Raw genomic sequence first — 15191 nt, forward strand, 5'->3', positions numbered from 1 at the left:
GAATCATCCGTCGAGTGGTACTTCCGGCGGATGCCGTGGCGGGTACCGGCCCCACATGCTCGAACCATGACCCGCACCGCCGCCGACCCCCTCGTTCCCGGTTCTCCCCCGCCCCGGCCGGCCCGGCTGGCAGCCCTGGACGTCCTGCGCGGAATCGCGATCCTGGGCACCCTCGGCACCAATATCTGGATCCTGACCGATCCGCAGGGCATGCCCGGCTATCTCGACCGGTTGACCACCGCGCCCACCGACGGATGGATGTGGGCGGAGAAGGTTCTCCAGCAACTGGCCCAGGGCAAATTCCTGGGCCTGCTCACCGTGATGTTCGGGATCGGCCTGGCCGTTCAGCAGGCCTCCGCGCGCCGCGGCGGGCGGCCCTGGCCGGGCGGTTATCCGTGGCGGGCGGCGCTGCTGCTGGTCGACGGCCTGCTCAATTTCCTGTTGATCGCCGAGTTCGACGTGCTGATGGGTTATGCCGTCACGGCCCTGATCGTCGCTTTCGTACTCTCTCGTGGCCCGCGCACACAGGGGCGCTGGCTCGGCGCCGCACTGGGCCTGCACCTCACCCTGATCGCCCTCTATTTCCTTTCCCTGGCAACCGCCCCGCCCACAGATCCGGATCCTTCCCGGCCGCTGTCCCCGAATCCGTACGCCGACGGTTCGTTCCGGGATCTGGTGGTGTTCCGTGCCGAGCACGCGCTCGCCTTCCGCTTGGAGGTGATACTCATCCTGCCGCTGTCGATCGCGCTGTTCCTGGTGGGTGCTCGGTTGTTCCACGCCGGCGTGTTCCGCCCCGAGGGCAGCCGGGTCCGGCGGCGGCTCGTGATCGTCGGTTTCGGTATCGCCGCACCGCTGGATCTGCTGCTCGGTCTGCTCGGTGGGGGCGAGCAGATACTGGTGACCCGGTATCTGCTCGCTCCGTTCGTCGCCCTGGCGATCCTGTCCCTGGTCGCCGAGGTGTATCTGCGGCGGCCCCGGGTGGGTTTCGCCGGGCGCCGGATGAGCGAGATCGGCCGGACCGCCCTCAGCTGCTACATCCTGCAGAACCTGGTGGCGTCGATCCTGTGCTACGGCTGGGGGTTCGGCGCGGCCGCGCGGTTCGCCCCGGACCACCGCCTCCTCTTCACGGTGGCGGTCTACCTGGTGGTGGTCGCGGTGATCGCGCTGTTCGCCCACTACTGGCTACGCCGGTTCGACCGCGGCCCGGTGGAGTGGCTGTGGCATACGAGCTACCAGCGCCTGACCCGGGCACGGCGGGACCACCTTCCACCCGCCGCTCCGGGCCGGGCCGAACGCGGCGCCGAGCCCGGCCCGGCTGTCGCCCGCACCACCCTGCCGCACCGGACGGTATCCGAGTGAGCCGACACACCCGTTCATCCCCTCGTCGGCGGCCCGGTGAACTGCCACGATTGTTCCCGGCGCCGACCGTGGCGGGCGACCTCCACCGGCCGGAGCCGAGCACGAGAACAACCGTAGTGGTGACGGAGGACAGCGATGGGCCCGAACAGCGCCGGCGACGATACGGGCACCCACACCCGGGCGACCGCCCCGACCGCGGGGATCGGAACACGACGCCGGATACGGATCTGGGCCGGGCCCCTCCTGGTCGTGACCCTGCTGATGACCCTGCTGGCGACCATGTACCTGGGCTATGTGGTCGATCCGGAGAAGAATCTGCACGATTTTCCGATCGCCCTGGTCAATCAGGACGACGGCGAGATCCGGGACGGCGAACAGGTGAACGTCGGTGACCGGATCACCGCCGCGCTCACCGACGGGATCCCCCGGGACAAGATCGACCTGCGGATCACCGGTATCAGCGAGGCGCAGCGGCTGCTCGCCAACGGCGAGGTCTACGGCGCCGTCATCCTGCCCAGCGACCTGTCCAAACGACTGTCGATCCTCGGAATGGGCGGGGTGGTGCCCGGGGAGATCGAGCAGCCCGTGATCACCGTGCTCACCAATCCACGAACCGGCACCTATGCCACCCAGATCGTGCAGTTGGTGAGCCGGCGGGCACTGGACCAGGTGAATGCGGAGGTCGGCCGGCAGCTGGTCGAGACGGTCGACACCGAACTGGCATCCGCGCCCGGCGCGACCACCGAACTCTCCGGCGCCTCCCGCCTGATGCTGGCCGAACCGATCGAGGTACTCGTCGAACCGTACCGGCCGCTGCCGGACGGGACCGGGCAGGGGCTCTCGGCGTTCTTCTACACGCTGCTGGTGGTGCTGGCCGGTTTCACCGGCGCCATGATCGTGCATTCCATGGTCGATTCGGCCCTCGGGTTCATGCCCACCGAGTACGGGCCCTTCTTCGTTCACCACCCCACATCGTCGCACTCTCGTTTTCGTACGCTGCTGCTGAAATGGGGGGTGATAGCGGTCACGGCACCGCTCGTCTCCGGTGTATTCCTCGGGGTGGCAGCGCTGCTGGATATGCCGCTGGATCACGCGGCGGCGCTGTTCTTGTTCAGCACTCTGGCGATCATCGCGGTAGGCGTCACCGCGCTGTCGGTACTGGCGGTGTTCGGGTCGGCGGGACTGCTGGTGAACCTGATCCTGTTCATCGTGCTCGGTCTGCCCTCGGCGGGCGGGACCATCCCCTTGGAAGCCACCCCGCGCTATATGGCCTGGCTGGCCACGTTCGAGCCGATGCACCAGGTCTATCTCGGCATCCGGGCGATTCTCTATTTCGACGCCCACGGCAACCCCGGATTGGCGCGCGGTGTCTGGATGAGCTTGGCGGGGCTGGCGATCGGCCTGCTGCTGGGGGCAGTGGTCACCGTTGTCTACGACCGCAAGGGTCTGCGGCGCGGCAGCCGCTGAGCCCGCCTCCCGGGGTACAGGGCAAGATCGGTCAAGCGCGCCGGAGGGGTCGCACGACACACTCGACAGGTGAGCAACCGACGTGACCGCCTGCGGGAGCTGCTGGACGCCGTACTGCACGAGGACAACGCGACACTCGGGCAGATGGCCGCCGGCGCCTACTCGTCCCCGTACCATTTCGCGCGGCAGTTCAGCCGCGGCACCGGCGAATCGCCGGTGAGTTTGCGGCGGCGGGTACTGCTGGAACGCGCGTGCTGGCAACTCGCCGAGGGCGCGGCGGTGACCGATGCCGCCTTCGCCGCTGGGTACGACTCGGTGGAGGGTTTCAGCCGGGCATTCACCCGTGCCTTCGGCCACCCGCCCAGCGCCACTCCACCGCTGACCGGCCGGGGGCCGCGGTGGCTGCCCTCGGTGAACGGAATCCATTTCCATCCGCCCATGTCGCTGTGGGTGGAGGGCGAGCCGAGAGGGCGTTCCGATATGGATCCCACCGCGCTGCTGGTGCACCACGATCTCGACGACACACGGCTGCTGCTGAAGGCGGCGGCCGGACTGACCGAGGAGCAGTACCGCCGCTCACGGGCGGGCGTCACCATGGTGCTGCCGTGGGACGGTCCGGAGGATTCGATCGCGGCGATGCTGGATCACCTGATCCGCGCCAAGGAGATGTGGCTGGCCTCGATCGACGGCGCCGATACCCCGCCCCGCGGCGGCGACGACCTGCCTTCGCTCATGGCCCGGCTCGACGAGGTGGCGCCGCGCTGGCTGGACACGATCCGCGAGATCGATCGACGCGGCGGCTGGGGCGACACGCTGATCGACGCGCTGTGCGAGCCGCCGGAAAGTTTCGTACTGGGCAGCGTGATCGCCCATGTGCTCACCTACTCCGCGTATCGCCGCCAGCAGGTGCGGTACTGGTTACGCGGTGATTCACCCGAGGAAAGCGCCGGTTGGGGCGATCCGATCGACTGGCTGCGAAGGAGAGGCTGAGATGACCGCATCGGCAACCACATCCAGGATGGTGTACTACACGGCGACGAGCCTCGACGGCTACATCGCCACCACCGATCACTCGCTGGATTGGCTGTTGTCCCGGGAGTCCGAGGAGAACGGTCCGATGAACTACGGCGAGTTCATCGCCGATATCGGGGCAATCGTCATGGGAGCCAATACCTACGGGTGGATCCTCGACCATCACAGCGACGAGCCGTGGCCCTATTCCGTGCCGGCCTGGGTGTGCACCCACCGCGAATTCCCCGTACCGGACGGCGCCGATGTGCGCTTCACTCAGGAGCCGGTCACCTCGGTCCACAAGGCGATGACGGCGGCAGCCGAGGGCAGAAAGCTGTGGGTCGTCGGCGGCGGGGATCTCGCCGGGCAGTTCGCCGATCACGGTCTGCTCGACGAGGTACTCGTCTCGATCGCCCCGGTGACCCTCGGTGCGGGCGCGCCGCTGTTACCACGGGAACTGGAGCTGCGGATCACCGAAGTAGCGCGTAACGGCGAATTCGCCTGTATCCGTTACGCGGTCGTGCCCGCCGGTGCCTGATCCGCCGCGGCACCTGCGACCACCATCGGGGCGGGCCACCTATGTGGAGGAGACCGAGGCGGTCCAGGAGGCGAAAGCCCGGGGGTTGCGGGTCTGCAACAGCACCCGGCCGGGGCCGGTGAAATCGAAAACCAGGCCCTCACCGGATTTCAGCGATTGCAGAGACCGTCCCGATACCGCACGCCGGATGGTGAACTGCATCGACAGGTCGTAGGCCACCACATGCCCGGTGTCGATGGTGATCGGTTCCCCGGGCGCCAGATCGATCACGTCGATCGCACCGAACACCCCGACCACCATCTCACCCTGCCCGTGCGCGCGCAGACCGAAACCGCCTTCACCACCCAGCAGGTTCGCGAAACCACCCCATTTGCCCTCCACCTGCACTCCGGAGGAATTCGCGATCCAGCCGCCGCGACTGATGAAGTACGGCCGGTCCGGTGCGATGGACAGGGCCAGCATGTCCCCGGGCAGCGACGGCGCCACGTCCACCCAGCCGCCCTGTGGCGGTGCGGTGAAGGTGGAGACGAAGAACGATTCCCCCGCCAGCATCGACCGTTTGAGACCGGCCAGGATGCCGCCCTCGGCCTTGGCCGCCAGGTTCACCCCGGCCGAATGCGCCACCATGGCGCCGGCTTCCACCCGCACCGGTTCGCCACCGGCCAGTACGCACCGCGCCACTGTCGACGACGGACCGTGCCGTAGTTCAACTTTCATGAACCGACACTACCGCTACCTTCCGGCCACGAGTGGTCTTCCTGCGCGGGCTCCGCGGCGGCGGGGCTCGGGGCCGGACGGGATCGCCGGGCGGATGATCGCCCGAGGGGCCCGCGCGGTGGACAACGGTTCACCACGCGCGCTGCCGCCGTAAACCACCGCCATCCCCGCTATCCCCCGGCAACCGGCTGTCGACTCAGTCCAGCGAACGCAGGGCATCCGGGTCACGAGCGACCACGGCGCGCCCGTCGGCGGCGAAGACGATGGGACGCTGGATGAGCCGCGGATGCTCGGCCAGCGCGGTGATCCAGCGTTCCCGGTCGGCGGGGGTGCGCCCCCACTCGGCCAGTCCCAGCTCCGCGGCGATGTCCTCACCCGTGCGGGCGATATCCCACGGTTCGGCACCGAGTCGCTGCAGCACCGCCCGCAGTTCCGCGGCCGAGGGCGGCTCGTCCAGGTAGCGGCGCACCGAGTAGGCGGTACCGGTGGCGTCCAGGTGTGCCAGTGCCGCCCGGCTCTTGCTGCAGCGGGGGTTGTGCCAGATCTCGGCTTCCGGAGTGCTCATATCAGTGAGGGTAGCGTTCACGTTTTCCGGTCCGTACCGTGTGGCGGCACTCGTCACATATGCATCCATTCCGGCCAGACACGCGCCCACGATTCGCGCGGCTGCGCGCATTTCCACAGCGTGACGTCGTTCGTGTTGTCCAGGAAACCGAGCCGGCTGTCGACCCTTCCGATCGGCTCGAGAACGGCGAACTGGGCGCGCCATCGCTCCTCGTCGCCGCCTACGCACACCATGGTGGCCGCCGAATCCGGCGGGGCCCCGAAGTACCCGAACCCGCGGGAGGGACTGTAGACCTCCGGGAGGTCGTCACCCGCCAGGTAGTCCAAGGCACCCGCCTGCCAATAGGTATGCGCTATGACCGCCGACCGGGTTCGTTCGGCCGGAGTCAGGGATTCGTACGCCGCGACCACCCCGGCGGTCAGTTCCGGCCAGCCGAATTCACCGTAGAGCCCGATCTGCATCGCCGCCTCGGCCTCACTGCCGGCCGGCGCGATGTCCTCGGCCGCCTGCCACGGCGTCGCAGCCAGCACCACCACCACCGAGACCACGCACAGCACGCCTCCCGAGACGGTGAGCACCCGGCGGCGCCGGGCCGTCGCGGACCGGTTCACCGTCTCGGCCAGAGCCACGGCACCCGCCGCGAAGGCCACCCCGTACATACCGGCCAGGTAGTAGGACCGGCCGCCGGTGACCGCGAAGAGCACCAGCAGAAACACCAGGGCGGCCCCCAGAAAACGGTACGGCCGCAGCGTCCGGTCCCGCAGCAGCGCCCAGGTCCCATAGCACAGCAGCACGGCGCCCAGCGCACCCGCGAGGAGCACCGCCAGCGGGGCGAACGCCACGGGGCCACCGGCGTAGCTCTGTTCCTCCCGCACGACCGCTCCCAGCACCAGCTGAGGCCAGCCGTGCTCGGCCTGCCACAGCAACGCGGGCACCGAAGCGGCGAATGTCAGGAATCCGCCCAGCCACAGCAGCGGCCGGCGCACCAGATCGCGGGGCCCGAACACCAGGGAGGCGATCACCGTCGCCAGCCAGAAGAACGGGATCAGCCATTTCACCTGCGTATCGATTGCGGTGAGCACGGCCGCTGCCAGCAGCAGACCGTCACGACGGGTCCGGACCCAGCGCACGATCAGCCAGGTGATCAGGACCCACAGCGCGCAATCGATGGCATTGGTTGACAGATTCTTGCCCTGTAGCAGCAGGAATGGCGAGGTCGCGTACGCCACCGCGGTGAGGATCTGGGCACCACGACCACCACCGAACTCCCGGGCGATCCGCGCGCTCACCACCACGGCCACCACGGTCAGCACGATGGCGGGCAGGCGCAGCGCCACCAGCGAACCGGGGGCGACGGTGTCCATCAGCCAGGCGAGAAACGGCAGGACCGGCCCCTGGTCGGCATACCCGGTCGAAAGCCGCCGGCCCGCCGCCAGGAAGTACAGCTCGTCCCCGAAGTAACCGTATCGGGGAGCCGAGAGCAGCAGGACGAGGGCGGCCGCGGCGGCCACACCCACCACCGGCACGGTGGCGAAAGGACGGAGGGGGTCGGCAGGGGAGCGTGCGGGCTCCACGTCGGTGATCGTGCTCACGGATACTCCTGGGGCCGAACGAGACCCTTCGAACATAACCGCGCGGCACCCGCACCGCCGTCCCCCTGCCGGACCATTCCGGGATGAGCAGTGCGAGCTACCCCGGGTCATCCGGCAGGCGTACCCGGTATCGGCACCACGGCGGGCCGGACGCACGAGGGCCGCGCCCCCGGCGGGGTGCGCGGCCCTCGGGTCGGCCCGGTTACAGGTACTGACCGGTGTTCGACTCGGTATCGATCGCCCGGCTGGCGCTGGCGTTCTTACCGGTGACCAGCGTGCGGATGTAGACGATCCGCTCGCCCTTCTTACCCGAGATACGGGCCCAGTCATCGGGATTCGTGGTGTTGGGCAGGTCCTCGTTCTCGGAGAACTCGTCCACGATCGAATCGTAGAGATGCTGGATCCGCAGGCCGGGGTTACCGGTGTCGAGCACCGATTTGATGGCGTACTTCTTGGAGCGGTCCACGATGTTCTGGATCATGGCACCGGAGTTGAAATCCTTGAAGTACAGGACTTCTTTGTCACCGTTGGCGTAGGTGACCTCCAGGAAGCGGTTGTCCTCGCTCTCGGCGTACATCCGGTCCACCACCCGCTCGATCATGGCGTTGATGCAGGCCACCCGGTCGCCGTTGAATTCGGCCAGGTCGTCGGCGTGCAGCGGCAGCTCCGGGGTGAGGTACTTCGAGAAGATGTCCTGCGCGGATTCGGCGTCCGGACGTTCGATCTTGATCTTCACGTCCAACCGGCCGGGCCGCAGGATCGCGGGGTCGATCATGTCCTCGCGGTTGGAGGCGCCGATGACGATGACGTTCTCCAGCCCTTCCACACCATCGATCTCGCTCAGCAGCTGCGGGACCACGGTGGTCTCCACATCCGAGGACACCCCGGAACCGCGGGTGCGGAAGATCGAGTCCATCTCGTCGAAGAACACGATCACCGGGGTGCCTTCGGAGGCCTTCTCCCGCGCCCGCTGGAAGATGATCCGGATATGGCGCTCGGTCTCACCCACGAACTTGTTCAGCAGTTCGGGACCTTTGATGTTGAGGAAGTAGGACTTGGCCTCCTTGGCGTCCTCACCCCGCGCCTCGGCGATCTTCTTGGCCAGCGAATTGGCCACCGCCTTGGCGATCAGCGTCTTACCGCAGCCCGGCGGACCGTAGAGCAGCACGCCCTTGGGCGGGCGCAGTGCGTACTCGCGGAACAGGTCCTTGTGCAGGAACGGCAACTCCACGGCGTCGCGGATCTGCTCGATCTGCCGGCCGAGACCACCGATATCGGCGTACCCGACATCGGGCACCTCTTCCAGCACCAGGTCCTCGACCTCGGCCTTGGGAATACGTTCGAACGCGAAACCGGCCTTGGTATCGACCAGCAGCGAATCGCCGGGACGCAATTTGCGCACCGGAGAGTCCGGATCATCCAGATCGTCGGCATCGGCGAGCCTGGCCAGCGGGCCGGAGAGCCAGACCACACGTTCCTCGTCGGCGTGCCCGACGACCAGGGCGCGCCGGCCGCCGTCGAGGACCTCACGCAGTGTCCCGATCTCACCGATCGAATCGAAGGTACCGGCCTCGACCACGGTCAGGGCCTCGTTGAGCCGGACGGTCTGACCGTAGGCCAGGGTCGACGTCTCGATGTTCGGCGAGCAAGTCAGGCGCATCTTGCGGCCGGAGGTGAACACGTCGACGGTCTGATCCTCGTACACCCCGATCAGAATCCCGTAACCGCTGGGCGGCTGACCGAGACGGTCGACCTCCTCACGCAGCGCGACGAGTTGCTGCCGCGCCTCTTTCAGGGTATCCATCAGCTTGGTGTTGCGAATGGTCAGCGAATCGATACGGGCTTCCAATTCCCGTGTGCGATCCGGTGAATCGGCGAGTTGCCTCCGGAGTGCAGCCGCTTCGGCGCGTACCGCCTCGAGTTCTCTCCAGGCCGCCGAATCCGAATTCTCGATGGGGCTCATATGCTGCTCCTCCCAATCCCGGTCTATCAACGCTACCGGGCGCGGCCCGTTTGCGCTGTCCGACATGGTTTCGTCGTGATCACATCTGGTCCGCGGCCATCTGCTGGTCAAACCATGTTAGCCTGCCCTAACCCAACAACGGTGGGCGTACTCACCGACTAGCCGAAAGGTTGCCAGCTATGCACCTTCCCGCCCGCAGACTGCGGTTGACCAGGGTCACGGCGGCGACAGCCGCCGCCCTCGCCCTGGCGGTAGGACTCACGGCCTGCGGCTCCGACGACTCGGGTTCCGACGCCGCCGCCACCAGTACAGTCGCCGGCAGCAGCGCGGTGGCCACCGGCGCCGCGACGGACGATCACGACCACGACCACGGCGAATCCGGGGATACGCCCACCGCGCAGAGCCTACAGGCCGGGCTGGAACAGATCGCAAACCCGGATGTCTCGGTGGACGAGAAGGTGGATCTCGTCGTCGACGGCGAGAAACGGCGCAGCCATTTCGAACAGCTCAACGCCGCTCTGCAGACCTACCGGGGGATCACCTTCCAGGTCGCCGATATCCAGGTGAACGGGGAGACCGCCACCGGGCAGACCACCATCACCAGCCCGATGGGTCAGAGCGCCCCGCCGATGGAGCTGATCTGGCAGCACCAGGACGGTACCTGGAAACTGTCCGATTCCGGCGCCTGTGTACTGCTCGGTTTCGCGCAGATCCCCTGCGCTCCGGCCTAGCCGCGCCTGCCCCGCGCCCGGCCACGGGATCGCCGGTGATCCGGCTCTCCCGTGGCTCCGCGGCCGTCCCGGGGACGATTCAGCCCTTCGACGGCCGGCGCTGCGGCTTCGGGGTGACCACACCTTCGGCCAGCCGCCGCGCGCTCACCAGGAAGGCCGTATGCCCCTGCATCCGGTGCTCGGGCCGCACCGCCAGACCCACCACGTGCCAGCCGCGCACCATCGACTCCCAGGACCGCGGTTCGGTCCAGCACTGCTGCTCACGCAGCGCCTCCACGACCTTCGAGAGCTGGGTCACGGTGGCGACGTAGACGATGAGCACTCCGCCCGGTACCAGGGCCTTCGCCACGGCCGGTAGCGCGTCCCAGGGGGCGAGCATATCCAGGACCACTCGATCCACCCGCTCCCCCGCGTAGTCGGCGACATCCCCCACCGTCAGCTGCCAGTTCGCAGGGTGTTCACCGAAGAACCGCTCCACATTGCGCACCGCGTGCTCGGCGTGGTCCTCGCGGATCTCATAGGACAGCACCGCGCCCTCGGGCCCCACCGCGCGCAGTAGCGAGCAGGTCAGCGCGCCCGAACCCGCGCCCGCTTCCAGAACCCGGGCGCCGGGGAACATATCGCCTTCGTGCACGATCTGCGCGGCATCCTTGGGGTAGATCACCGCCGCCCCGCGCGGCATCGACATCACATAGTCGGTGAGCAGCGGGCGCAGGGCCAGGTAGGGGGTGCCGTTGTTCGAATGCGCCAGAGTGCCCTCCTCGGCGCCGATGAGATCATCGTGGGCGATGGCACCGCGATGGGTGTGGAACTGTTTGCCCGGTTCCAGCAGCACCGTGTACAGCCTGCCCTTGGCATCGGTCAGCTGCACCCGGTCGCCGACGACGAATGGCCCGGTCCGTCTGGCCGTCATGGATCTCCGTTCCGCGATATGGTCCGCGCGGATATCCGCGCGCGGGCACCGGTGTCGGTGCCGCCGGATAGCCTGCCAGGTATGGCAGCGCCCCCGAGCACACCCCCGACGACTCGCGGCCCCGAACCCGCACCCCGGCCCACGCGGCCGGCGCTGTCTCCTTCGCGTGCAGCGGATTTCAAACAGTGCCCGCTGAAGTACCGCTTCCGGGCGATCGATCGGATACCGGAACCGCCGACCCGCCGGGCCGTACGCGGCACGGTGGTGCACGCGGTGCTGGAAGCTCTCTACGCGCTGCCGGAGACCGAGCGCACCCCGGAGCGGGCCACCGCGCTGGCCGGGCCCGCGTGGAGCCGGGTGCTGGGCGAGCAGCCCGAGGCCGCGCGGCTACTGGACGGCGAGGGTGAACTCGAGACCTTTCTCGAGGAGGTACGCGCCCTGGTCCACACCTACTACCAGTTGGAGGATCCGCGGCGCTTCGAGCCGGAATCGTGCGAGACGCGGCTCGAGGTCGAACTACCCGGCGGCGCCCCGCTGCGTGGGTTCGTCGACCGCATCGATGTGGCCCCCACCGGGGAGCTCCGGGTGGTGGACTACAAGACCGGCCGGGTACCGAGACCCGACCAGGAGACCCGCGCCCTGTTCCAGTTGAAGTTCTACGCGCTCATGCTGCTGCGCACCCGCGGGGTGGTACCGGCCCAGCTGCGGCTGATCTACCTGGCCGACGCCGAACTGCTCACCTACACCCCGGACGAAGCGGAGCTGCGCCGCTTCGAGCGCACGCTCACCGCCCTGTGGCAGGCGGTGCGCACGGCCGGCAGCACCGGAGATTTTCCGCCGAACCCGGGTTGGCTGTGTGATTACTGCGCCTACAAATCGCTGTGCCCGGCGTTCGACGGGAAGCCGCCGCCGTATCCCGGCTGGCCAGCGGAGGACGAATCCGCCCCCGAAACCTTGTCCGAATCGGTATCGGATTGACGCTGGGCGGCGCCTGCGATGCCTCCGGCGGTCGCCGTCCCCGGACAGGCCGGGTCGCACGATCGCGATGCCCGGGCTTCGGAACGAACACGGGCCACGGACCGAAAACCCGGTGGACCCGGCTCGGCGCCGAGACGTGAGCTCGGCGCCGAGCCGGAAGAGGCAGGGTTGCCCCGCCCGGGTCAGAAGGCGCGGCAGGAGCGGATATCGGTGGCGAGGATGGCGCGGGCGCCCAGGTCGGCGAGCTGATCCATCAGTTCGTTGCCCCGGCGCCGCGGGACCAGCGCGCGGACCGCGACCCAGTCCGGATCGGCCAGCGGTGCCACGGTCGGCGATTCCAGTCCGGGCGTGAGCGCCGCGGCCTGCTCGAGCAGGCTCTTGGGGCAGTCGTAATCCAGCATCAGATACTGCTGGGCGAACACCACACCGCGGACCCGGGCAATCAGCTGGTTACGGGCCCGGTCACGCTGATCGGAGTCGGCGCGTTCGATGAGCACCGCCTCCGAATCACACAGCGACTCCCCGAACGCGACCAGGTTGTGCTGGCGCAGCGTCCGGCCGGAACCGACCACATCGGCGATCGCATCGGCCACCCCGAGCTGGATGGAGATCTCCACCGCCCCGTCGAGCCGGATGACCTCGGCCTCGATTCCGTGCCGGGCCAGGTCGGCCAGCACCAGATTCGGGTAGGAGGTGGCGATGCGCTTGCCCTGCAGCTCGCGCACCGTCCACTCCCGCCCCTGCGGTGCGGCGTAGCGGAAGGTGGACCCGCCGAACCCGAGCGAAAGGCGTTCCTGCACGGGGGCGCCCGAGTCCAGGGCCAGATCACGGCCGGTGATACCGAGGTCCAGTTCCCCGGAACCGACGTAGATGGCGATGTCCTTGGGCCGCAGGAAGAAGAATTCCACCTGGTTGGCCGGGTCGAGCACGGTGAGATCGCGGGAATCGGTGCGTTTGCGGTAACCGGCCTCGGTGAGGATGGCGACCGCGGATTCGGAGAGTGCGCCCTTGTTGGGTACTGCGACGCGCAGCATATGGCTGCTCCTTTCGGCTTCGGCGGAACGATCGGGGCGTCTACAGATGTCGGTAGACGTCCTCCAGCCGCAGCCCGCGGCCCACCATCAGTACCTGCACCCAGTACAGCAGCTGCGAGATCTCCTCGGCGAGCGCCTCGTCACCCTCGTGTTCGGCGGCCAGCCAGACCTCACCGGCCTCCTCCAGCACCTTCTTGCCCTGGGCATGGACACCGGCGTCCAGTGCGGCGACGGTACCCGACCCGGCGGGCCGGGTGGCTGCGCGATCCTGGAGCTCGGCGAACAGGGCCTCGAAAGTCTTCACGGCAGGCCATTGTTTCAGACCACCGCGGCGCGCCTCCGCCCGAGTGCCACCGCTGTGTCGTGACACCCGTCCGGCCGGGGACCGGCGGCCGCACGCGGCGCCCGGATCACCGTCTCCCGGGCCGGGGCCCGGACCGGGAGACGGCACGCTCACCGCACGGGGCGCCACGCGCTCGTAGCACCCCCGCCACGATCACTGCTCGGAGAGCAGTGCCTCCAGTTCGGCGACCGCGGTGCGCAAGTGGCCGGCGAAGGCGTACATCTGGTCGGCGACCGGAGCCGGCGTGGCCAGGTAGAGGTTCCACCGGTCGGGCAGCAGGACATAGGCGATGCCGATGCATTTCGGGCTGGTGGAGCCGAAACCGAAGTAGCGGATGTTCACCGAGGGCGCGGAGCTGGTGCTCAGGTAGTCGTCGCGCATGATCGTCCATCCGGGACTGCGGTAGAGCGGGATCTCCTCGGTCACCCCGAGCTCGGCGCCGCGGCGGCGCTGGATCCACTCGAGCTCCCACAGATGCTGTTCCGGGGCCTCGCCGGACTGGCACTGTTTGGCGCGGGTCACATGCGCGGCGGCGGCGGTGCGGGCCGCGGCCAGTTTCGCGGCGGTATCGGCCGCCGGATCCTGCATGGTGTCGACGAAGACGATGATCTCCGGCGTCACCACCCGCATGGCCTCGGTACGGCCGTTGCGGTACTGCCGGGTGGCGATGGATTCGTAGGTGGCGCCGGTGAGCCCTTTGCTGCGGCGGTGCGCGAGCTGATAGCTCAGCTGAGCGAACGCGTCCGGGGAGATCCCGAGCTGTTTGGCCCGGGCGGTTCCGAACTCGTCGAAGGACACCGTGGTGGTGGCATTGTCGGCGGCGTACTGCGCGAATGCCGCGCCGGCGGCGGTCACCGCGGCACGCTGGTCGTCGTCGAGGCGGAATTCGATCTGCTCCACCGGCGGCAGTCCCTGGCCCCGCGCCCCGGAGCGTTCGGTATGCCCGGTGACCGGCGTTTCCAGCAGGGTGTCGACGAACGACAGGATGGTGGTGCCGTCCAGCCCGCAGTGCTCGACATTGATACCGGCCTGCCCGTCGGCGAAGACGATGAAGGACACCGATTTGTCGAACCAGCGGTTGGCGCTGTCGCCGTGTAGCAGGGTGTCGGAGGCGTGCAGATCGTCCCGCGGCGCGAAATCCTCCAGACATACGCAGAACAGCGCCGTCTCGACGGTGTCGAGCGCTGCCGCGTTGTGCGGATCGGTCAGCAGTCCGGCTCGGGCGCGGGCCCAGTCGGCGCGGGCCGCGGTGGTCAGCTGGCCCACCGATGTCCCGGCCGGTGCCGGCTCGGTGGCGGATTTCAGGATGGCGCCCAGTCCGGCGACGAGATCCTCGAAAGCATAGGGATCACCGTCGGGGCCCAGCACGTCCATCCGGAACATGTTGCCGCGATGGAAGACCAGGATGTGGCGAGCCGTGGAGGGGCCCGGCCATTCCTCGGTGTAGGGAACCCGCACGGTGTCCTGTTCCGCTCCCGGAATCCGGGTTTCGGAGAACAGGTATTTGTTCTGCCACATGGACAGGCGCTGCCCGCGCTGGGTGGCCGGCGGGATCTCTTCCCGGTCCAGGGCCAGTTTGTAATCGACCGCGGCCGCGACCAGCGCGGCGGCGCGGTCGGCCTGGGTCGCCGCGGTGGAGGCGGCCAGCGCCGTATCGTCGCGGAAGAGGAAGAAGAAATTGGCGTTCAGCGCGATCCGGTCGCGCCGTCCCAGGTACCGCGACGGCCAGAACAGATCGAGCCAGCTGCCCACCCCGGGGGTCGCGTCGTATTCACGGAGAGCGGCATGCAGTTTCCGGCCGGCGCCGTCGGGCCGCAGCAGATCGGCCACGGCCCGTTCGGTGACCTCCAGTTCCTCGGCGGTCAGCAGGGGTGTGCACCATTCCAGGAAGCGCGCGCAGCTGTCCTCCAGGGTCGGCAGCGGTACCCGCGGGAGTCGGTCTTCGGCGGCGAAGGTGGGTTCGGTCAAGTCGGTCTCTCC

14 protein-coding genes are annotated in these 15191 nt (G+C 68.5%); 6 read left to right on the plus strand and 8 right to left on the minus strand.

Going from position 1 to position 15191, the window contains the following annotated elements:
- The first annotated feature begins 66 nt into the window (after positions 1-66).
- The 4 genes from ACYR7D_RS24450 (at position 67) to ACYR7D_RS24465 (ending at position 4375) form a co-directional block, all read left to right on the plus strand.
- On the plus strand, positions 67-1359 hold the full coding sequence (locus tag ACYR7D_RS24450; protein WP_459546862.1) for a DUF418 domain-containing protein: 1293 nt from the start codon (positions 67-69) through the stop codon (positions 1357-1359).
- A gap of 135 nt (positions 1360-1494) precedes the next feature.
- Positions 1495-2826 (plus strand): YhgE/Pip domain-containing protein, encoded by a 1332-nt coding sequence (locus ACYR7D_RS24455; protein WP_459546863.1) that lies wholly within the window; start codon positions 1495-1497, stop codon positions 2824-2826.
- 69 nt (positions 2827-2895) lie between these two features.
- A complete protein-coding gene (locus tag ACYR7D_RS24460) occupies positions 2896-3816 on the plus strand; it encodes a helix-turn-helix domain-containing protein (RefSeq protein ID WP_459546864.1) in 921 nt (306 codons plus the stop codon).
- Between the two features lies 1 nt (position 3817).
- Positions 3818-4375, plus strand: coding sequence for a dihydrofolate reductase family protein (locus ACYR7D_RS24465; protein ID WP_459546865.1), 558 nt, complete (start codon positions 3818-3820; stop codon positions 4373-4375).
- Positions 4376-4414: 39 nt separating this feature from the next.
- Here ACYR7D_RS24465 and ACYR7D_RS24470 read toward each other — a convergent pair whose 3' ends face one another.
- The 4 genes from ACYR7D_RS24470 to arc form a co-directional block, all read right to left on the minus strand.
- On the minus strand, positions 4415-5092 hold the full coding sequence (locus tag ACYR7D_RS24470) for a TIGR00266 family protein (protein ID WP_459546866.1): 678 nt from the start codon (positions 5090-5092) through the stop codon (positions 4415-4417).
- 196 nt (positions 5093-5288) lie between these two features.
- Complete coding sequence (locus tag ACYR7D_RS24475; protein WP_459546867.1) at positions 5289-5657, minus strand: arsenate reductase family protein; 369 nt, start codon at positions 5655-5657, stop codon at positions 5289-5291.
- Between the two features lie 53 nt (positions 5658-5710).
- Positions 5711-7249 carry a glycosyltransferase family 39 protein gene (locus ACYR7D_RS24480; RefSeq protein WP_459546868.1) on the minus strand — a complete coding sequence of 513 codons (1539 nt, stop codon included), beginning with the start codon at positions 7247-7249 and terminating at the stop codon, positions 5711-5713.
- A gap of 202 nt (positions 7250-7451) precedes the next feature.
- The gene (gene arc / locus ACYR7D_RS24485) at positions 7452-9212 is read right to left on the minus strand and encodes a proteasome ATPase (protein WP_459546869.1); all 1761 of its coding nucleotides are present in this window, start codon (positions 9210-9212) and stop codon (positions 7452-7454) included.
- A gap of 179 nt (positions 9213-9391) precedes the next feature.
- Between arc and ACYR7D_RS24490 the strand changes: the two genes are divergently transcribed.
- On the plus strand, positions 9392-9943 hold the full coding sequence (locus tag ACYR7D_RS24490; RefSeq protein ID WP_459546870.1) for a nuclear transport factor 2 family protein: 552 nt from the start codon (positions 9392-9394) through the stop codon (positions 9941-9943).
- A gap of 79 nt (positions 9944-10022) precedes the next feature.
- On the opposite strand, the gene ACYR7D_RS24495 is transcribed toward ACYR7D_RS24490, so the two are convergent.
- On the minus strand, positions 10023-10856 hold the full coding sequence (locus ACYR7D_RS24495; protein ID WP_459546871.1) for a tRNA (adenine-N1)-methyltransferase: 834 nt from the start codon (positions 10854-10856) through the stop codon (positions 10023-10025).
- An 81-nt stretch (positions 10857-10937) separates the two neighbouring features.
- On the opposite strand from ACYR7D_RS24495, the gene ACYR7D_RS24500 reads away from it, so the two are divergent.
- On the plus strand, positions 10938-11834 hold the full coding sequence (locus ACYR7D_RS24500; protein WP_459546872.1) for a RecB family exonuclease: 897 nt from the start codon (positions 10938-10940) through the stop codon (positions 11832-11834).
- Positions 11835-12016: 182 nt separating this feature from the next.
- On the opposite strand, the gene hisG is transcribed toward ACYR7D_RS24500, so the two are convergent.
- The 3 genes from hisG to ACYR7D_RS24515 all read right to left on the minus strand — a co-directional run bounded on the left by hisG (position 12017) and on the right by ACYR7D_RS24515 (position 15179).
- On the minus strand, positions 12017-12868 hold the full coding sequence (hisG, locus tag ACYR7D_RS24505) for an ATP phosphoribosyltransferase (RefSeq protein ID WP_459546873.1): 852 nt from the start codon (positions 12866-12868) through the stop codon (positions 12017-12019).
- Positions 12869-12908: 40 nt separating this feature from the next.
- On the minus strand, positions 12909-13190 hold the full coding sequence (locus ACYR7D_RS24510; protein WP_459550272.1) for a phosphoribosyl-ATP diphosphatase: 282 nt from the start codon (positions 13188-13190) through the stop codon (positions 12909-12911).
- A gap of 174 nt (positions 13191-13364) precedes the next feature.
- On the minus strand, positions 13365-15179 hold the full coding sequence (locus ACYR7D_RS24515; RefSeq protein ID WP_459546874.1) for a choline/carnitine O-acyltransferase: 1815 nt from the start codon (positions 15177-15179) through the stop codon (positions 13365-13367).
- Positions 15180-15191 lie beyond the last annotated feature (12 nt).

The sequence above is a fragment of the Nocardia sp. X0981 genome, assembly GCF_977089955.1.

What these genes read in the sequence shown, in the direction of transcription:
- ACYR7D_RS24470 (WP_459546866.1), bottom strand. Translation starts at nt 5,092, where the DNA reads ATGAAAGTTGAACTACGGCACGGTCCGTCGTCGACAGTGGCGCGGTGC.
- ACYR7D_RS24495 (WP_459546871.1), bottom strand. Translation starts at nt 10,856, where the DNA reads ATGACGGCCAGACGGACCGGGCCATTCGTCGTCGGCGACCGGGTGCAG.
- arc (WP_459546869.1), bottom strand. Translation starts at nt 9,212, where the DNA reads ATGAGCCCCATCGAGAATTCGGATTCGGCGGCCTGGAGAGAACTCGAG.
- ACYR7D_RS24450 (WP_459546862.1), top strand. Translation starts at nt 67, where the DNA reads ATGACCCGCACCGCCGCCGACCCCCTCGTTCCCGGTTCTCCCCCGCCC.
- ACYR7D_RS24490 (WP_459546870.1), top strand. Translation starts at nt 9,392, where the DNA reads ATGCACCTTCCCGCCCGCAGACTGCGGTTGACCAGGGTCACGGCGGCG.
- hisG (WP_459546873.1), bottom strand. Translation starts at nt 12,868, where the DNA reads ATGCTGCGCGTCGCAGTACCCAACAAGGGCGCACTCTCCGAATCCGCG.
- ACYR7D_RS24455 (WP_459546863.1), top strand. Translation starts at nt 1,495, where the DNA reads ATGGGCCCGAACAGCGCCGGCGACGATACGGGCACCCACACCCGGGCG.
- ACYR7D_RS24465 (WP_459546865.1), top strand. Translation starts at nt 3,818, where the DNA reads ATGACCGCATCGGCAACCACATCCAGGATGGTGTACTACACGGCGACG.
- ACYR7D_RS24475 (WP_459546867.1), bottom strand. Translation starts at nt 5,657, where the DNA reads ATGAGCACTCCGGAAGCCGAGATCTGGCACAACCCCCGCTGCAGCAAG.
- ACYR7D_RS24500 (WP_459546872.1), top strand. Translation starts at nt 10,938, where the DNA reads ATGGCAGCGCCCCCGAGCACACCCCCGACGACTCGCGGCCCCGAACCC.